15 protein-coding genes are annotated in these 17,491 nt (G+C 69.3%); 11 read left to right on the plus strand and 4 right to left on the minus strand.

Going from position 1 to position 17,491, the window contains the following annotated elements:
* Positions 1–543 precede the first annotated feature (543 nt).
* Positions 544–1,338: an ANTAR domain-containing protein gene (locus OG302_RS40210; protein ID WP_371749689.1), complete on the minus strand. Its 795-nt coding sequence runs from the start codon at positions 1,336–1,338 to the stop codon at positions 544–546.
* A gap of 240 nt (positions 1,339–1,578) precedes the next feature.
* Here OG302_RS40210 and OG302_RS40215 point away from each other — a divergent pair, with 240 nt between their 5' ends.
* On the plus strand, positions 1,579–1,929 hold the full coding sequence (locus OG302_RS40215; protein WP_371749690.1) for a helix-turn-helix transcriptional regulator: 351 nt from the start codon (positions 1,579–1,581) through the stop codon (positions 1,927–1,929).
* Positions 1,930–2,009: 80 nt separating this feature from the next.
* Here OG302_RS40215 and OG302_RS40220 read toward each other — a convergent pair whose 3' ends face one another.
* The gene (locus OG302_RS40220; RefSeq protein WP_371749691.1) at positions 2,010–2,204 is read right to left on the minus strand and encodes a hypothetical protein; all 195 of its coding nucleotides are present in this window, start codon (positions 2,202–2,204) and stop codon (positions 2,010–2,012) included.
* Between the two features lie 222 nt (positions 2,205–2,426).
* On the opposite strand from OG302_RS40220, the gene OG302_RS40225 reads away from it, so the two are divergent.
* Complete coding sequence (locus OG302_RS40225) at positions 2,427–3,725, plus strand: lipase family protein (protein WP_371749692.1); 1,299 nt, start codon at positions 2,427–2,429, stop codon at positions 3,723–3,725.
* 94 nt (positions 3,726–3,819) lie between these two features.
* Here the strand turns inward: OG302_RS40225 and OG302_RS40230 are convergent, their stop codons facing one another.
* Entirely contained in the window at positions 3,820–4,191 is a 372-nt protein-coding gene (locus tag OG302_RS40230) for a winged helix-turn-helix transcriptional regulator (protein WP_371749693.1), read from the minus strand.
* 92 nt (positions 4,192–4,283) lie between these two features.
* Between OG302_RS40230 and OG302_RS40235 the strand changes: the two genes are divergently transcribed.
* Positions 4,284–5,123: an SDR family oxidoreductase gene (locus tag OG302_RS40235; RefSeq protein ID WP_371749694.1), complete on the plus strand. Its 840-nt coding sequence runs from the start codon at positions 4,284–4,286 to the stop codon at positions 5,121–5,123.
* Between the two features lie 60 nt (positions 5,124–5,183).
* Complete coding sequence (locus OG302_RS40240; protein WP_371749695.1) at positions 5,184–6,077, plus strand: NAD-dependent protein deacetylase; 894 nt, start codon at positions 5,184–5,186, stop codon at positions 6,075–6,077.
* Between the two features lie 314 nt (positions 6,078–6,391).
* On the opposite strand, the gene OG302_RS40245 is transcribed toward OG302_RS40240, so the two are convergent.
* A complete protein-coding gene (locus OG302_RS40245) occupies positions 6,392–7,138 on the minus strand; it encodes a YwiC-like family protein (RefSeq protein ID WP_371749696.1) in 747 nt (248 codons plus the stop codon).
* Positions 7,139–7,504: 366 nt separating this feature from the next.
* Here OG302_RS40245 and OG302_RS40250 point away from each other — a divergent pair, with 366 nt between their 5' ends.
* Genes OG302_RS40250 through OG302_RS40280 form a run of 7 tightly spaced genes read left to right on the plus strand, consistent with a single transcriptional unit; the run spans position 7,505 to position 17,480 of the window.
* Positions 7,505–11,158, plus strand: coding sequence for a nitrate reductase subunit alpha (locus tag OG302_RS40250; RefSeq protein ID WP_371749697.1), 3,654 nt, complete (start codon positions 7,505–7,507; stop codon positions 11,156–11,158).
* 1 nt (position 11,159) lies between these two features.
* Positions 11,160–12,689: a nitrate reductase subunit beta gene (gene narH, locus OG302_RS40255; protein WP_371749698.1), complete on the plus strand. Its 1,530-nt coding sequence runs from the start codon at positions 11,160–11,162 to the stop codon at positions 12,687–12,689.
* Positions 12,686–13,321 (plus strand): nitrate reductase molybdenum cofactor assembly chaperone, encoded by a 636-nt coding sequence (gene narJ / locus OG302_RS40260; protein ID WP_371749699.1) that lies wholly within the window; start codon positions 12,686–12,688, stop codon positions 13,319–13,321. Before narH ends, narJ begins: the two co-directional genes overlap by 4 nt.
* On the plus strand, positions 13,321–14,049 hold the full coding sequence (narI, locus tag OG302_RS40265; protein ID WP_371750378.1) for a respiratory nitrate reductase subunit gamma: 729 nt from the start codon (positions 13,321–13,323) through the stop codon (positions 14,047–14,049). Before narJ ends, narI begins: the two co-directional genes overlap by 1 nt.
* A gap of 14 nt (positions 14,050–14,063) precedes the next feature.
* A complete protein-coding gene (locus OG302_RS40270) occupies positions 14,064–15,260 on the plus strand; it encodes a TIGR04053 family radical SAM/SPASM domain-containing protein (RefSeq protein ID WP_371749700.1) in 1,197 nt (398 codons plus the stop codon).
* Positions 15,248–16,699, plus strand: coding sequence for a protoporphyrinogen oxidase (gene hemG, locus OG302_RS40275; RefSeq protein ID WP_371749701.1), 1,452 nt, complete (start codon positions 15,248–15,250; stop codon positions 16,697–16,699). The genes OG302_RS40270 and hemG overlap by 13 nt, the downstream gene beginning before the upstream one ends.
* Entirely contained in the window at positions 16,689–17,480 is a 792-nt protein-coding gene (locus OG302_RS40280; protein ID WP_371749702.1) for a thioredoxin domain-containing protein, read from the plus strand. The genes hemG and OG302_RS40280 overlap by 11 nt, the downstream gene beginning before the upstream one ends.
* The last annotated feature ends 11 nt before the right edge of the window (positions 17,481–17,491 follow it).

Below are 17,491 nucleotides of genomic sequence, written 5' to 3' on the forward strand. Positions count from 1 at the left end.
AGGGAATGGGTGAGGCCATTATCCGACGCCCGGAACCCATCACATTCTTTGATCGAAAAGCCCCAACTTTCTTTGCGTGGAGCGGAAGTGCGCTCGACGTCTCTTGAGGCCCCACAACTGCCGATGTGACCCATTCCACTGACAGAGGCGCAGGTCGCAGTGCGGATCGGGGGCGTATCGGATCGCGCTATTTCACATAAGAATCGCGCAATGCGGACAGTGGGCTCGATGCGTCATTAATAATGCGGGAAGGGGTTTTTACTGGGCAAGATGGACATGGTGCGAAGTTCGCTGAGCTGCCGATAAGGGGCATATCGACTTCGATGGGCAGCGCGTGCCTGCGATGCGTGCACCTTCGGGGCCCGGAGGGGGCGGTCAGTTCCCGTGCGTGCATTTCCGCTCTCGTCCGCTCTCGTCCGCACTCGCTCGGCGGGTGTACTTCAACTCGACTGTGCGGCCAGGATTTTGGCATTGCCTGCGGAAGCACTTCAACCGGGCTGAAGAATAGGCGCGGTTGGACATGGATACGCCGCTATGGACGGTTCATGTGGCACCCGGAGGAGCCTGAACCTGCCCTTCTGGTGGGAACTCTGGCGTGAACTCGGAGGCATGGTCCGGCGTTGGCGGGAAGTTCGGCAGCAGCGAGGTGGCGTTAGGAGGACCCGGCTGCGGAGCATTGCTCGCCTCGTCCTCGCCATCAACTTTGTTCGCCTTGTTCGCTTTGGCTACGGCGGCCGCGAGTTGCTTCTGCACGGCCTCGGGCAGGTCGGTTCCCTGCACGGTTCCCACCAAGTTCTCGGCCAGGTGGTGGAGCTTTGTGTTGGTGTTCTGCGAGGCCGTGACGAGTACTTCCCAGGACGCTTCGGGGCTCAGGCCGAAGACGGACATTAGGATGCCGCGGGCCAGGTCGATGGTCGGACGGGTCTGCATGGCCCGTCGCAACTGGGAGATGACGGTCCGCAGGCTCTCCTCGGAATCCTTGGCGGACTCTGTTTCGCTGTCGGCAGGCCCGATCTCCTTCTCGCCGTCGGAGGCGGGAGGCCCGGACAACTCGGGCGGCACGAACAGGTCATGGGTGGCAGTCAGGTCGAACATCCGCTCAACCGCGGTACTGGTCGAGAGCACTGCCACGGTCTTGCCGTCCCGCAGCGCCAGTCGGCGCAGGTCGAGCAGCAGGTTCGTCCCCGAGCAATCGCAGAACGTCACTTCACTCAGATACAGGTCGATGCCCTCGGCCGATCCGCTCAGGGCGTGGAGCAGGTCGGGCCGGAGCCGTTCGCCGGTTTCGAGGTCGAGTTCTCCGCGCACGATGACGCTCACCCGCGTGCCGTCCGGCACGGTGTCGACCGTGGCCGGCAGCGGGAGCCGGGGCAGCGACGGGTGCGGGCCCCGTGGGTGCTCGGCGCCCTTCCCGGCGAGGGGCTCTTCTGAGTGTGCAGGCTCCGGCATGGCCTCTCCCTCTCGTGTTGCCTAGCGCCGCTCCCTAGGCTGCACTTCCCAGCACAAGCACGTCAACTAATACATGAAAAGGAGTACGTGTTTTTGAAAACGTGTACGTTCGGTCGCTAGAGTTGTCGCATGGATGAAGTGCCCGAGCCCCACACCGGATGGACGTTCCTCACCAACCACGCGCGGGTCCTGGCGGCCATCGCCGACAACCGCAACGCCCGGATCCGGGATATCGCCGCGCACTGCCGGCTGACCGAACGTGCCGTTCAGAAGATCATTGCTGACCTTGAGCAGGGCGGTTACCTCTCCCACGTCCGGGAAGGGCGCGGCAACACCTACCGGATCGAGCCCGGTGAGGTGCTGCGCCACCCGGCGGAGTCCGGCCTGGCCGTGGCCTCGCTCCTCTCCCTGTTGGCGCGGGACGAAGTCGGCCGCGCCACGTCTCCGGACGTCGATGAGCGGCGCCGCGCCAGCGCGTGACGGGGGAGAGCGGAGAGTGCTGACGCTGCCGCCCCCCCCGGTTGTGACGAGGCCGCAGGGCCCCCTTGAGTGGTCGCCGGCTACCTCGGCGGTACGTGGGTGAAGTGCCGCCGTACGCCGTCCCTGGCGTCCGTGTCGAGGGAGAGGCGCCACTCCAGGCGTCCGCAGTCCGCGCAGACCAGCGCCGACACCGGCACGGTCTTTCCGCGGAGCGCCCCGAACTTCAGCCGTACGTTCGGGTTGGCCTGTCCGAAGTAGGCCTGCCCTTCATACACTTCGCTGCCCCCGCAGCCGGTGCATACCCCGTGTGCCATGCCCATCCCCTGATCACCCATGGCCTCCACCCTAGGCCCGACGCGCGGGTCCCCAGTCCCTAGCCGTCGGCCCTGTGGTCGGTGACGTCACGATGGACTCCCGCGCATCTATGGCCGTATTACTGACGCGTCAGTACGGTGCTGGCCAACCCCCTTTGCCCACAGGAGAGTTGGGAGAGCTGCATGATGTCATCTTTACGCAGACGGCCGGTGGCCGCGGGTGCCGTTCTCGCGGTGGCGGTGCTCGGGCTTCCCGGGTCCGCCGCCGCGCAGAGCACCGGCGTCCCGGACAGTGCCCGGGACGCGACCCCCACGACCCGGCCCGCGGCGCAGTCCACCGGAAACGCCCCCAGCGCCGCGCAGCACGGCAGGGACAAGAAGCAGGGAAAGAAGAAGCCGGGGAAGAAGACCGGCCCCGGCGCGATCCTCACCTCGAAGCCCTCCTCCTTCCAGTACACGCCGGGCGTTCCGACTCCCACCAAGGCTTGGAAGATCACCTACCGGTCGACCTCCGCCGACGGACGGCGCAACGCGGTCTCCGGAACTGTGATCGTTCCCGACGACGGCAGGACCACCCCACGTCCACTGATCACCTACGCCGTCGGCACGGTCGGCCTCGGTGACAAGTGCGCGCCGTCCGCCGGATTCCCGGGCGGTACGACGGCGGAGGCGCCCCTCGTCAATGCCGCGTTGGTACGGGGATACGCCGTCGTCGTCACCGACTACGAGGGCCTCGGCACCCCGGGCGACCACACCTACATGGTCGCCAAGGCGCAGGGAAGCGCTGTCCTCGACGCGGCGCGCGCGGCCCAGCGGCATCCGGAGGCGGCGAAGTACGGCGTCTCCGCGAAGGCACCCGTCGGGATCATGGGCTACTCGCAGGGCGGCGGAGCCAGCGCGAAGGCCGCCGAGATGGCCGCGACCTACGCTCCCGAGCTGAAGGTCAAGGGAACGGCGAGCGGCGGCGTCCCGGCCGATCTCGACAAGGTCGCCGAATCATTGGAGGGCGGGGACAGCGCCGGCTATCTGCTGATGTCCGCCGTCGGTCAGAACGCAGCCCAGCCGAACCTGGCGCTCAACAAGTACCTCAACAAGGAGGGCCGCAAGCTCGCCGAGGTGGTGCGGACCGAGTGCGTCGGTACGGTCCTGGAGGCAGGGCGGGGCAAGGCGATCGAGGACGTCACCACGTCCAACCCGCTGGACCGGCCGAACTGGCAGAAGGCCATCGCCAAGCAACTGATCGGCACCAAGCGCCCGTCGGCGCCGACGTTCCTGTACCACGGCGACGCGGACGAGACGATCCCCTACGCGGTCGGCCAGAAGCTGCGGGCCGACTGGTGCGCCAGGGGAACCGCCGTGGAGTGGCGGTCCTTCGCCGGGCAGTCGCATGTGGGGACGGCAATTCAGGGCAACGGCCCAGCACTTGAATGGCTCGGCCGCCGCTTCGCGGGCGAACCCACATCAGGCAACTGCGGCACCTGATTCCAGGGCCACGCACCCAGCCGCTTCGCCGCCAGCCATGAACGGCGGCGAAGTGGTGCCGATGCCTGATGGGCGTCTTGTCGCGGGCCTCGAACTACCCCGCGTTCCGCGTCGGTAGCCGTTCCGTGATGCGGTCGAACAAGTTCGTCAGTGGCTCGCTGACGTACTGGCCGAACTCGGTCAGACCATAGGTGACCTGGGGTGGTGTCGTCGGCTCCACCTCGCGCCAGACCATGCCGTCCAGGACCAGCGCGCGCAGGGTCTGGGCGAGCATCTTCTCGCTGATGCCCCGGATGCCGTCACGCAGCTCGTAGAACCGAAGGTCGTTGCTCCGCAAGGAGATCAGCACCCAGATGCCCCACTTGCTGGTCACGTGGTCGACCACGTCACGCGCGGGGCAGTCGGTGTGAAACACCTCATACCGAGTGCTCGCCTCGGCCTGCGTCAGCTGCACACCTTCATCCATGTCCGGAGCTTACCCATAGGTATGCCCTTACGGAAAGTAAGCCCGGCTCCTAGCGTCAACTTCCGCAGTGCACAACGGACTAGGAGCTGAACATGATCGTGGTTACCGGAGCTACCGGAAACGTGGGCCGTCCCCTGACGCAGGCCTTGGTCGAGGCGGGCGAGCAGGTGACGGCGGTGTCGCGGCACGCGGCGGCTGTGCCGGACGGAGTCCGGCATGTGGCGGCCGACCTGACCGAAGTGGGAAGCGTTACCACCGCGTTGGACGGGGCGAAAGGACTGTTCCTCTTGCTGTCCGGCGACCTGCACGCCCCCGGAGCCACTCCTGCCGACCTCATCGGCCTGGCCGCGGCCCGCGGGGTCCGCCGAGTCGTCCTGCTGTCCTCGCAGGGCGTGACGACCAGGCCGCTCGGCCCATCGCGGGTCGCGATGCGCGCGGTCGAGGACGCGTTGCGCGAGTCAGGCCTGGACTGGGCCGTCCTGCGACCGGGCGGCTTCGCGTCCAACGCCTTGGGCTGGGCGGAGGCCGTCCGCACGCAAGGCGCGGTCGCCGCGCCCTTCGGCGACTTGGGCGTGCCGGTCATCGACCCGGCGGACATCGCAGAGGTCGCGGCGGCCTGCCTGCTGGACGACCGGCACAACGGCGGGGTGTACGAGCTGACCGGGCCGGAGGTGATCACGCCGCGTCAGCAGGCGGAGGCGATCGCCGCCGCGCTCGGCTCGTCCGTACGGTTCCACGAACTCACCCGCGACGAGGCCAAGGCCGCGATGACCCGCTTCGTGCCGGCGGAACTCGCCGACGACACCCTGGACATCATCTCCGGCCCGAACCCGGCCGAACTGCGGATCAGCCCGGACGTGGAACGAGTACTCGGCCGCGCCCCGCACCCCTTCAAGGACTGGGTCGACCGCAACATCGCCGCTTTCCGCTGAGGCACAGCTCAGCAGAAGCACCAGGGTGGTCTCGCGCGCCGGAAACGTAAGCTTGCGGGCATGCGGACGCGACCCACCTTGACCTGGGAGCCCACCGGCGGCTCGCTCCCGGCCTCGACCGACCTCACACCGGTCGTCGAGGCGGTGCGGGCGGGCGGGGTCGCGGTGCTCAGCGGCGCCGGGCTGTCCACCGAGTCAGGCATCCCGGACTACCGAGGGGAGCACGGCTCCCTGCGGCGGCACACTCCCATGACGTACCAGGAGTTTGTCGGCGCGGAGCAGGCACGGCAGCGGTACTGGGCCCGCAGCCAGCTGGGGTGGCGGGCCATGACGACGGCTCGCCCCAACGCCGGCCATCGGGCCGTGACCGCGCTGGCCGAAGCAGGCCTCGTCACCGGCGTGATCACACAGAACGTCGACGGGCTGCAGCAGGCCGCCGGGGCCCCGGACGTCATCGAGCTCCACGGGGCCCTGAGCCGGGTGGTCTGCCTGGACTGTGGGAACGGCATCACCCGCGCGGAGCTCGACCGAAGGCTGCGGGAGATCAACCCCGGGTTTGAGGCCGCCGCCGAGCGCTACCGTGCGGCGCGGGTCAATCCGGACGGTGACGTGGAACTGCCCGACGAGGCGGTCCGCGAGTTCCGGGTGGTGTCCTGCTCGGCCTGCGGCAACGGGATGCTCAAGCCGGACGTCGTCTTCTTCGGCGAGAACGTGCCCCCCGAGCGGGTCGCGGCGTGCCGGCGCCTCGTGGAGGAGGCCGAGGCCCTGCTCGTGCTCGGCTCCTCCCTCACCGTCATGTCCGGGCTGCGTTTCGTGCGCCAGGCGGCGCAGGCGGGCACACCGGTCCTGATCGTCAACCAGGGCGCGACCCGAGGTGACCGCTGGGCCACCCAGCGTGTCGGGCTACCGCTCGGGGACGCGCTGAGCGCCCTCGTGGCGCAGGTGTGCCCCTGAAGCTGTCCTTCGGGTTCGGAAGAGCTTCCGGATCGGGCTGAGCCGTACGGTCCGGGCAGACGAAAGCCCCGGCTGGACGGGGGAGACCAGCCGGGGCAGACGGTGGTGGCACGCGGAGGGCGGTCGCCTCTCGGCGAGTGGCTCCATGGGGCTTCAGCCGAACGATCGTCCCCATGGGCTATGTGTGGGCCCGGGGACACTGTCCCCTCCGCAGCCACATAGAGAAGAACGGCGGGCCCTCCTGCTTTGTTCCGGCCTTCTCTCCGCTTGCCGGGTGAGGCGGGCCACACCGGCCTGCTTCGCGGTCACCCACGCTAGGCCGCGACGAGCGTCCCGAGCAGGGTGAGCGACAGGACCACCTCCACGGCTCCGATCACCGGGGCCCGTACAGCGCCGCGCGTCGGCATCCACACGGCCCGCAGGAAGCAGACGCCGAAGAAGGCCACTGTCGGCACGGGCAGGTGCAGGCCGTACGCCGCTGCCACCGCGCCGCCGTGCCAGAGGGCGGATGCCCAGCGGTACCGGGAGCTGCCCCGCTCCCGGATCATCGTCTTGACATAGAGGACCGTGCCGGCGAAGTAGAGCAGGCAGGCGAGCGCCGGGCGCCACGCGTCGCCCAGACCGCCGCCCAGGAGAAGCGCGACCGGGAGCATGCCGCAGGCGGGGACCACCGCGGCGATCCCATTCGGCAGAGCCCGCTCGCGGTTGCGCCACGCGTACGCGCAATTGACGGCGACGAACGGCACCGCGCAGGCTCCGGCCGACAGCAGCCACGGCGCGTGGACGACCAGTACCGCGGCGAGCGGCAGGAGGGCGAGGCCGAAGACCCGGGCAGGGAGCGCGTGCCGCCGGGCGGCCCGGGGGTTGCGGGAGTGCCGCCGCAGCCGCAGCCACTGCTGGGTGTGGAAGGAGGCGAGATAGCCCAGCAGCCAGGCGAGCAGCAGGACGGCGTGCCAGGGGGTGGGCGTACCGAGGAACATCCCGGTGAGGAACGGTACGACGAGCATCGCCCAGGCCCCGTGCTGATTGGGCAGCCAGCGTCGGACGGCACGCGATGCCATGACACCCCCTTCCCGACTCCGAGGATTCCCGGCTCGGCGGGCTCAAGGCTTCTCGGAATCTTTGCTTCCTGGACTGCTGCCCAGCCTGGCAGCCGACTCGCCCCGCGGTTGCAGTCGTTGGTCCCGTCCCCGGCAGGCATAGGTCCCCAGCACCAGGCTCTCCCGGCCAACTTGCCGCCGACGGAGGCCGCCTGGGTGGGCGGCACGGACAAGTACGGGCCTTGGTCCCGCCCTCATGGGACCTATGCCGTGAAATGACCGAAGACCGCCCACATAGTGTCATTGCGTACCGATGTTCGTAGCGGTGCTCGCGCCATATCGGGCGCCGTGGCGCGCCCGATCCGTCGATGTCCATGAGGAGTCCGGGTGCAGCAGAAGCAGGGCGGCGACCCCGCCGACCTCCTGATCAGGGCCGGCCGTTTCTTCAGCCGGGATACGGTCTCCGACGATCTGCGGACGGTGACCCGTACCGGGGGCCGCGACGCGGAGTCGTTCTACCGGGACCGGTGGAGCCACGACAAGGTCGTGCATTCGACGCACGGCGTGAACTGCACCGGTTCCTGCCGGTGGAAGGTGTACGTCAAGGACGGCATCATCACGTGGGAGACGCAGGCCACGGACTATCCCAGCGTCGGCCCCGACCGGCCGGAGTACGAGCCGCGCGGCTGCCCGCGCGGTGCCTCCTTCTCCTGGTACACCTACTCGCCGACGAGGGTGCGCTACCCGTACGTCCGCGGCGCCCTGATCGAGATGTACCGGGAGGCGAAGTCCCGGCTCAAGGATCCGGTGCTCGCCTGGGCCGACATCCAGAACGACCCCGAGCGGCGCCGCGGTTATCAGCGGGCGCGCGGCAAGGGCGGGCTGGTGCGGGCCACTTGGGAAGAGGCCCTGGAGATCGTGGCCGCCGCGCATGTGCACACCATCAAGACGCACGGCCCCGACCGCGTCGCCGGATTCTCTCCGATCCCCGCGATGTCGATGGCGTCGCACGCGGCGGGCGCACGCTTCCACTCGCTGATCGGCGCTCCCATGCTGTCGTTCTACGACTGGTACGCGGACCTGCCGGTCGCTTCGCCGCAGGTGTTCGGCGACCAGACCGACGTACCCGAATCGGGGGACTGGTGGGACGCCGCGTATCTGATGATGTGGGGCTCGAACGTCCCCGTCACCAGGACCCCCGACGCGCACTGGATGACCGAGGCCCGCTACCGGGGCCAGAAGGTCGTCGCCGTGTCGCCGGACTACGCGGACAACACGAAGTTCGCCGACGAGTGGATGCATCCGCACCCCGGCACGGACGGCGCGCTCGCCCTCGCCATGGGGCACGTGATCCTCAAGGAGTTCTTCGTCGACCGGCAGACGCCGTTCTTCACCGACTACATAGGCAAGTTCACCGATCTGCCGTTCTTGATCACCCTGAAGGAGACGGACGCCGGGCTCGTCCCGCACAAGTTCCTCAACGCCTCCGACCTGGGCCAGGACGTCGAGAACGCCGAGTGGAAGCCGGTCCTGCTCGACGACGCCACCGGCGAACCGACCGTGCCGAACGGCACCCTCGGCCACCGCTGGGGCAGCGGCGAGAAGCCCGAGTGGAACCTCGATCTCGGTGACGTCGTCCCCCGCCTGAGCCTGTACGCGAGCGGCTGCGAGAGCGCCGAGGTGACCCTTCCCCGCTTCGAGGAGGGCGCTCCCGACACCGAGCGCCGCGGTGTTCCCGTGCGGCGCGTCGGCGGAAGGCTCGTGACGACCGTGTTCGACCTGATGCTCGCCCAGTACGCGGTCGGCCGCCCGGGTCTTCCCGGCCGGTGGCCGACGTCGTACGAGGACGCGGACACGCCCGGTACACCGGGCTGGCAGGAGACGCTGACCTCGGTCCCGGCCGCCCAAGCAGTGCGTGTGGCAAGGGAGTTCGCCGACACCGCCGAGCGGTCACAGGGCCGCTGCATGATTCTCATGGGCGCCGGGACCAACCACTGGTTCCACTCCGAGACGATCTACCGCGCGTTCCTTGCGCTGCTCACCCTGACCGGCTGCCAGGGCCGCAACGGCGGCGGCTGGGGGCACTACGTCGGCCAGGAGAAGTGCCGCCCGGTCACCGGCTGGGCCACCCTCGCGGCGGCGTCGGACTGGTCGCGGCCGCCGCGCCAGATGATCGGCGCGGGCTGGTTCTACCTCCACACCGACCAGTGGCGCTACGACACGCTGCCCGCCGAGGCACTGGCGTCACCGCTCGGCGACGGCCGCTTCAGCGGCATGACGGGCGCGGACTGCCTGGCGGCCTCGGCCCGCATGGGCTGGATGCCCTCGTACCCGACGTTCGACCGCAACTCCCTGGACCTGGGGGAGGCCGAGGATCCCGTCGCGGAGACGGTGGACCAACTCAAGTCCGGGAAGCTGAAGTTCGCGACCGAGGACCCCGACGCGCCGGAGAACTGGCCGCGCGTGATGACCGTGTGGCGGGCCAATCTCCTCGGCTCCAGCTCCAAGGGCAACGAGTACTTCCTCAAGCACCTCCTCGGTACGCACTCCAACCTGCCGGACGACGGACCGCGCTGCACCCCGCGGGACGTGACATGGCGCGAGGACGACGTCGAGGGCAAGCTCGATCTCCTGCTCTCGCTCGACTTCCGCATGACCTCGACGACGCTGCTCTCCGATGTCGTGCTGCCCGCGGCTACCTGGTACGAGAAGCACGACCTCTCGTCGACGGACATGCACCCCTTCCTGCACGCCTTCACTCCCGCGATCGACCCGCCCTGGCAGGCCCGCTCCGACTACGACATCTTCCTCGCGCTGGCCCGCCGCTTCAGCGACCTCGCGGACCCACACCTCGGCGTACGCAAGGACCTGGTGGCCTCGGCCCTCCAGCACGACACGGCGGGCGGCGAGATGGCGCAGCCGGGCGGCGTCGCCCTGGACTGGTCGAAGGGGGAGTGCGAGCCGATACCCGGGCGCACCATGTACAACCTGACCGTCGTGGAGCGCGACTACGGTGCGATCGGCGAGAAGTTCGCCGCGCTCGGCCCGCTCGTCGACACCATCGGCGTGACGACCAAGGCGGTCACCTTCGAGGTGGGCGAGGAAGTCGCGTATCTGGCGGAGAAGAACGGCACGGTGCGCGGGGGAGTGGCCCACGGAAGGCCCCGGCTGGACACCGCGCAGCGGGCCTGCGAGGCGATCCTCAGCCTGTCCGGCACATCGAACGGCCGCCTCGCCACGCAGGGCTTCCGCACCCTGGAGGCAAGGACGGGCCAGGAGATGGCGCACCTCGCCGCCGAGCACGAGGGCAAGCACATCACGTTCGCGGACACCCAGGCGGCGCCCGTACCGGTGATCACCTCACCGGAGTGGTCGGGCAGCGAGTCCGGCGGCAGGCGCTACACCGCGTTCACCGTCAACACCGAACACCTCAAGCCCTGGCACACCTTGACGGGACGTCAGCACTTCTTCATCGACCACGACTGGATGCACGAGGTCGGCGAGGCGCTCCCCGTCTACAAGCCGCCCCTGAACATGCACCGGCTCTACGGAGAACCGGAGCTCGGCACCGTCAGCGACGAACGCGAGGTGTCCGTGCGGTTCCTCACCCCGCACAACAAGTGGGCCATCCACTCCCAGTACCAGGACAACCTCTACATGATGACGCTCGGCCGCGGCGGTCAGACCGTGTGGATGTCGCCGCAGGACGCCGACGCCATCGGCGTACGCGACAACGAGTGGGTGGAGGCCGTCAACCGCAACGGCGTCGTCACGGCCCGCGCGATCGTCTCGCACAAGATGCCGCCCGGCACCGTCTACATGAACCACGCCCAGGAACGCACCGTCGGCGTCCCCAAGACGCAGCGGAACGGCAAGCGCGGCGGCATCCACAACTCGCTCACCCGGATCATGCTCAAGCCCACCCATCTCGTCGGCGGATACGCCCAGTTGACGTGGGCCTTCAACTACCTGGGCCCCACCGGCAACCAACGTGACGAGGTCACGGTCATCCGCCGCAGGTCGCAGAAGGTGGAGTACTGACATGCGTGTCATGGCACAAGTGGCGATGGTGATGAACCTCGACAAGTGCATCGGCTGTCACACCTGTTCCGTCACCTGCAAGCAGGCGTGGACGAACCGGCGCGGCACCGAGTACGTGTGGTTCAACAACGTCGAGACCCTCCCCGGCCAGGGCTATCCGCGCCGCTGGCAGGACCAGGACCGCTGGAAGGGCGGCTGGCAGCGCACCCGCTCAGGCCGGCTGCGTCTGCGGGCCGGCGGCCGGGCGAAGCGGCTCGGCTCGATCTTCGCCAACCCTGATCTGCCGACGGTCGACGACTACTACGAGCCGTGGACCTACGAGTACAAGAACCTCACCGAGGCCCCCGCGGGCGACGACATGCCGGTCGCGCGTCCGTACTCGCAGACCACCGGTGAGCCGATCGACACGATCCAGTGGGGCCCGAACTGGGACGACAACCTCGGCGGCGCTCCCGAGCACGGCTCCAAGGACCCGATCGTCGAGCGCATCAGGGAGGAGGTCGGCGAGCGCATCCGCTTCGAGTTCGAGCAGAGCTTCATGTTCTATCTGCCGCGGGTCTGCGAGCACTGCCTCAACCCGGCCTGCGTGTCGGCCTGCCCCTCGGGTGCCATGTACAAGCGTGCCGAGGACGGCATCGTGCTCGTGGACCAGGACGACTGCCGCGGCTGGCGGATGTGCGTCAGCTCCTGCCCGTACAAGAAGGTCTACTTCAACCACTCCACCGGCAAGGCGGAGAAGTGCACGTTCTGCTTCCCGCGCGTCGAGATCGGCATGCCGACCATCTGCTCCGAGACGTGCGTGGGCCGCATGCGCTACCTCGGTGTGATGCTCTACGACGCCGACAAGGTGACCCAGGCGGCGGCCGTCGAGGATGAACATGATCTGTACCCGGCTCAGTTGGAGTGCTTCCTCGATCCGCGCGACCCGGCGGTCATCGAGGCGGCGCGGGCGAGCGGCATCAGCGACGACTGGATGGACGCGGCACGCCGCTCCCCGGTCTACGACCTGATCCGCACCTACCAGGTGGCCCTCCCGCTGCGCCCCGAATACCGCACCATGCCGATGGTCTGGTACGTTCCGCCGCTCTCCCCGGTGGTCGAAGCGGTGGCCGCCAGCGGCCACGACGGCGAGGACGCCGGTAATCTCTTCGGCGCCATCGACAGCATGCGCATCCCCGTCGAGTACCTGGCCGAACTGCTCACCGCGGGCGACACCTATCCCGTGGACGCCGTGCTGCGGCGGATGGCCGCGATGCGCGCCCACATGCGCAGCCGCAACCTCGGTGAGGAGCCCGACCCGGCGGTCGCCGCGTCCGTACGGCTGACCGGGCAGGAGCTGGAGGACATGTTCCGGCTGCTCGCCATCGCCAAGTACGAGGACCGGTACGTGATCCCGAGCGCGGCCCGCGCCGACGCGGACGCACTGGCCGATTCCCATCCGCTGGATCCACTGGACGCCGAGTGCCCGGTCGGTTCGGTGCCGAACGAGCCCGTGCTGCTCAACCTCCCCACTCTCCGGAGGTCCGCATGACACCGGACGCCACCCTGCGCCTGGCGGCAGCACGCCTGCTGGTCCATCCCGACGAGCGCATGTATCAGCAGCTCCCGCTCGTAAGGGAGTTGTGCGATGCGCTCGACGGCAGGCCGGACGGGCACCTCGCGGCCTTCCTGGCCCACGTCGACCGGGAGCGCCCTCTCGATCTGGCGGCGCACCACACCGCCGTGTTCGACACGCGCAACCGCCGCTGCCCGTACCTGACCTGGTGGACCGACGGCGACACCCGAAATCGCGGCCTCTCGCTCGTCCGTGTGAAGCAGGTCTACCGCGAGCACGGCCTGGAGTTCGGCGGCGAGGAACTGCCCGACTACCTGCCCGTGATGCTGGAGTTCGCTGCCCTCGAACCCGCGGCGGGCACCGAACTGCTCCAGGGGCACCGCGCCGGACTCGAACTCCTGCGCCTCGCGCTCACCGAGCACGGCACCCCCTATGCGCACCTCCTCCAGGCCGTCTGCGCCACTCTTCCCGGCCCCTCGCCCGCCACCCGCGAGGAGGCCAAGGCGCTTGCCCGCCAGGGCCCGCCACGCGAGAGCGTCGGCCTCGAACCGCTCGGCCCCGGCATCGAACTGCCCTGGCCGACCCTGCCCGAAAGGACCCCGGCGTGATGGACCTGCTGCTGTGGGGCGTCCTGCCCTACGTCGTCCTCGTCCTGCTCGTCTCGGGCCTGGTGTGGCGGTCCCGTCACGACCGCTTCGGCCTGACGACCCACTCCTCGCAGCTCCACGAGTCACGGCTGCTGCGCATCGGCTCCCCGCTGTTCCATTTCGGCATGGCGTTCGTGATGATCGGCCATGTGGTGGGCCTGCTGATCCCGCAGGGCTGGACGGACGCCGTCGGGGTGGACGACCACCTGTACCACCTGATCGCTGTCTCGACCGGCGCCCTGGCGGGCATCGCCGCCGTGACCGGCATCGGCATCCTCGTGTACCGCCGCTTCACCGTGCCCGGCGTGCGCCGGGCGACGCTGCGCAGCGACCACCTCATGTACACCGTGCTGATCGGTGCGATGCTCCTGGGTCTCGCCGCGACGCTCCTCAACTCCGCCGGAATGAGCGGGGATTACAACTACCGCGAAGGCATCTCGGTCTGGTTCCGGTCGCTGTTCATGCTCAAGCCGGACTACGCGCTGATGTCGGGCACACCCCTGGCCTTCAAGCTGCACATCCTCTTCGGCTTCGCGCTCATCACCCTCATCCCGTACTCGCGACTGGTCCACATGTTCAGCGCGCCGGTGCGCTACCTCTTCCGCCCGTTCGTCGTCTACCGGCGCCGCGATCCGCAGCAGCAGCCCGCGCAGCGCGCACCCAGGCGCGGCTGGGAGCGCGTGAAGTGAAGGCGAACCCGAGCGTGCGCAGTCCGCGCCACGCCGTCGCGGAGCGACCGTTCATCGTGATCTGGGAATCCACCAGAGCCTGCCCGCTCGCCTGCCTGCACTGCCGTGCCACCGCACAACCCGACCGTGATCCCGGTGAACTGAGCGGATCCGACGCGCGGGACCTGATGCGTCAGACGGCGGAGTTCGGGCGGCCGTCGCCGCTGTTCGTGATCACCGGCGGTGACCCTTTCCAGCGCCGAGACCTCAACGACCTCGTCGCGTACGGCACGTCACTGGGTCTGCGCATCGCCGTATCACCGTCGGGTACACCCACGCTGAACCGCACCAACCTGACGGCGGTACGCGATGCCGGCGCCGTCGCCCTGTCCCTCTCACTGGACGGATCGACGGCCGAGCGGCACGACGCCTTTCGTGGGGTCGACGGTGTCTTCGAGTGGACCATCGACGGCTGGCGCACGGCACGCGACCTCGGCCTCAAGGTGCAGATCAACACGACCCTCACCCGGCACAGCCTGCCCGATCTCGCCGACATCGCCGCGCTGGTGCGCCGCGAGGGAGCCATGCTCTGGTCGGGTTTCCTCCTGGTGCCCACCGGTCGGGGGACGCAGCTGGACGGCCTGACGCCCCAGGAGGTCGAGGACGCGATGCACTTCCTCTACGACTGCGGCGCGGTGATCGCCACCAAAACCACGGAGGGGCATCACTTCCGGCGCGTGGCGGTGCAGCGCGCGATCCACGCCGAACGCGGCACCCGCCCAGCGTTCGGCCCGCTGCACGGTGAACTCACACGACGAGCAGCCGAGTTGGGACTGTTCGATGGAAGCCTACGCACCCGACGCCGCCCGCCCATGGACGTGTCGTCGGCGCGCGGCTTCGTCTTCGTCGCGCACACCGGCGAGGTGCACCCGAGCGGCTTCCTGCCCATCTCCGCGGGCAACGTCAAGCACGGATCGCTGCCGGACATCTACCGCACCTCCGACCTGTTCGTCTCGCTGCGGGATCCGGCCCGACTGCGCGGGAAGTGCGCGGACTGCGAGTTCAGCCAGGTGTGCGGCGGCTCGCGGTCCCGCGCCCACGCGGTCACCGGCGACATGTTCGCCGAGGACCCGTACTGCGCGTATCGACCGGGTACCTTCCCCCACCAGGCCGAGCTGCGGGCAGTCCTCGCACCGGCCTCCTCCCGAAGTGGATCCTCATGCGATCGGTAATCGTCATCGGCGCTGGCATCAGTGGCCTCACCGCCGCGTGGGCCCTGCGCGACACGGCCCGTGTCACCGTGCTCGACAGCGCGCCCCGGGTGGGCGGCAAGATCCGTACCGGTCGTGTCGCCGGTGTCCCGGTGGACCTGGGTGCGGAGTCCATGGTGACGATGGGGCCCGACGCCGTCCGGCTCGCGGAGGCCGTCGGTCTGGGCGACGCGCTGTGTGAGCCCGCCGCCGCACCGGTCACGATATGGACGCGCGACGCCCTGCGTCCCATGCCGCCAGGGCACCTGATGGGCATCCCCTCGCGCCCCGAACTCCTCGCGCAATCAGGCCTGTTGTCGGGGGAAGGCCTGAACCGTCTGCACGTCGGCGAGGACGTCGAGCCGCTTCCGCCGACCACGGACGTGACCGTCGGCGGCTATCTGGAGCCCCTGATCGGCAGGGAGGCGGTGGACCGCCTCGTGGCCCCGGTGCTCGGCGGTATCTATGGAGGCGACGCCTACCGCCTCTCACTCGCCTCGGCCCTGCCCTTCCTGACCGGCATCACCGAGTCCGGCGAACCCCTCATGACCGCCCTGCGGCGCCGCGAGTCGGCCCGCGCGGGTGCGCCGCGGACCTCGCCGGTACGCGGTGTTCGCGGCGGCATGGGACGTCTCGCGGAGGCGGTCGCGGAGTCGTCCGGAGCGACTGTGCTGACCGGCACGACGGCCCGCGCCGTGTGCCACGAGGCGGAGACGGGGGCGAAGGCGGAAGCGGAAGCGTACGGTGCTTGGCGCGTCCATGCCGACACCGACGACGGGCCGCTCGCCCTGGACGCGGACGCCGTGATCCTCGCCGTACCCTCCGATGTCGCCGCACGGTTGCTGGGCCCGCACGCGCCGCGCGCCGCCAAAGCCCTCGCGGAGGTCGAGCACGCGAGCTCCGCGGTGGTCACCCTCGCGTTCCCCGCGGGCGGCGGGGCCCGGGAGGCCTTCGCCGGCCGCAACGGATTTCTCGTGCCGCCCGTCGACGGACGCGCCGTCAAGGGCGCCACCTTCCTGTCCGCGAAATGGTCTTGGTACGCGCAGGACGCCCCCGACGTCTTCATCGTCCGCGCATCACTGGGGCGGGCCGGGGCCGACTCACCACTCGGCGCCCCGGACAGGACGCTGGCGGACGCCGCCCTGTCGGACCTGACGGCGGCTCTGGGCCCCCTGGGCGAGCCACTGGCGAGCCGCGTCACCCGCTGGGAGCGCGGCCTGCCGCAGTACCACGTCGGCCATGGCGCACGCGTGGACCTGGTCAGGGACGAACTCGCCTCTCTGCCGGGACTCGACGTGTGCGGTGCGACGTACCAGGGCGTCGGGGTCGCGTCCTGCATCAGCAGTGGGCTGGCCGCGGCGCGTCGCGTGGCACCCGAGACCGAGCCGTTCACACGACAGGAACCCGCCGATGAGCAATAAGAAGAGCTACAAGAAGAGCGACGAGCCGAGCAACGCACCGAGCAACACGAAGCAGGCGAGCTTCCGTAGGCGCGCCCTCATCGGCGGCTGCGCCGCCATCGCCGTGGCTTTCGCGGCCGGTGTCGGTATCGCCACCGGAACCGGTACCGGCACCAGCTCGGCGGAGGAGGCGGACCGCCCGCTGAAGGTTCCCGCCAACTCCTCAGGAGCTGACGGCACGTTGATCGCCTACGGCGACAGCAAGGCAGGGACCACCATCAAGGTGTACGAGGACCTGCGCTGCCCGTACTGCGGCGAATTCGAGCGGAAGCTCGGCCCGACCCTCAAGGACATGGTGGACTCCGGCAAGGTCAGGGTCGAATTCCACCTGGCCGCCTTCCTCGACAAGAGCCTCGGCGGCCAGGGGTCGAAGACCTCGCTCGCCGCGCTCGGAGCGGCCCTGAACGAGAGCCCGGACAAATTCAGGTCCTTCCACAGTGTGCTCTTCGCCAACCAGCCCGCGAAGGAGACGGACGACGACTTCGGCAGCACCGCGAACCTTCTCGAACTCGCGGACAGGGTACCGGGGTTGCGTACACCCTCCTTCAACAAGGCGGTCAAGGAGAAGACGTACGCGCCATGGGCGGACAAGGTCGCCGACGTCTTCTACGACAGCGACGTCACCGGCACACCGACCGTGAAGGCCGACGGCAAGAAGCTCACCGTCATCGGCGAGAACGGCAAGGCGGTCAGCCCCAAGGACTTCACCCGCCAGGTGGATGCCGCGGTCGCCGCCGAATAGTCACCTAACGT

It is taken from the genome of Streptomyces sp. NBC_01283, from assembly GCF_041435335.1.
Lineage (GTDB): Bacteria > Actinomycetota > Actinomycetes > Streptomycetales > Streptomycetaceae > Streptomyces.

What these genes read in the sequence shown, in the direction of transcription:
- hemG (WP_371749701.1), top strand. Translation starts at nt 15,248, where the DNA reads ATGCGATCGGTAATCGTCATCGGCGCTGGCATCAGTGGCCTCACCGCC.
- OG302_RS40215 (WP_371749690.1), top strand. Translation starts at nt 1,579, where the DNA reads ATGGATGAAGTGCCCGAGCCCCACACCGGATGGACGTTCCTCACCAAC.
- OG302_RS40245 (WP_371749696.1), bottom strand. Translation starts at nt 7,138, where the DNA reads ATGGCATCGCGTGCCGTCCGACGCTGGCTGCCCAATCAGCACGGGGCC.
- OG302_RS40225 (WP_371749692.1), top strand. Translation starts at nt 2,427, where the DNA reads ATGATGTCATCTTTACGCAGACGGCCGGTGGCCGCGGGTGCCGTTCTC.
- OG302_RS40235 (WP_371749694.1), top strand. Translation starts at nt 4,284, where the DNA reads ATGATCGTGGTTACCGGAGCTACCGGAAACGTGGGCCGTCCCCTGACG.
- OG302_RS40240 (WP_371749695.1), top strand. Translation starts at nt 5,184, where the DNA reads ATGCGGACGCGACCCACCTTGACCTGGGAGCCCACCGGCGGCTCGCTC.
- narJ (WP_371749699.1), top strand. Translation starts at nt 12,686, where the DNA reads ATGACACCGGACGCCACCCTGCGCCTGGCGGCAGCACGCCTGCTGGTC.
- OG302_RS40280 (WP_371749702.1), top strand. Translation starts at nt 16,689, where the DNA reads ATGAGCAATAAGAAGAGCTACAAGAAGAGCGACGAGCCGAGCAACGCA.
- narI (WP_371750378.1), top strand. Translation starts at nt 13,321, where the DNA reads ATGGACCTGCTGCTGTGGGGCGTCCTGCCCTACGTCGTCCTCGTCCTG.
- narH (WP_371749698.1), top strand. Translation starts at nt 11,160, where the DNA reads ATGCGTGTCATGGCACAAGTGGCGATGGTGATGAACCTCGACAAGTGC.
- OG302_RS40230 (WP_371749693.1), bottom strand. Translation starts at nt 4,191, where the DNA reads ATGGATGAAGGTGTGCAGCTGACGCAGGCCGAGGCGAGCACTCGGTAT.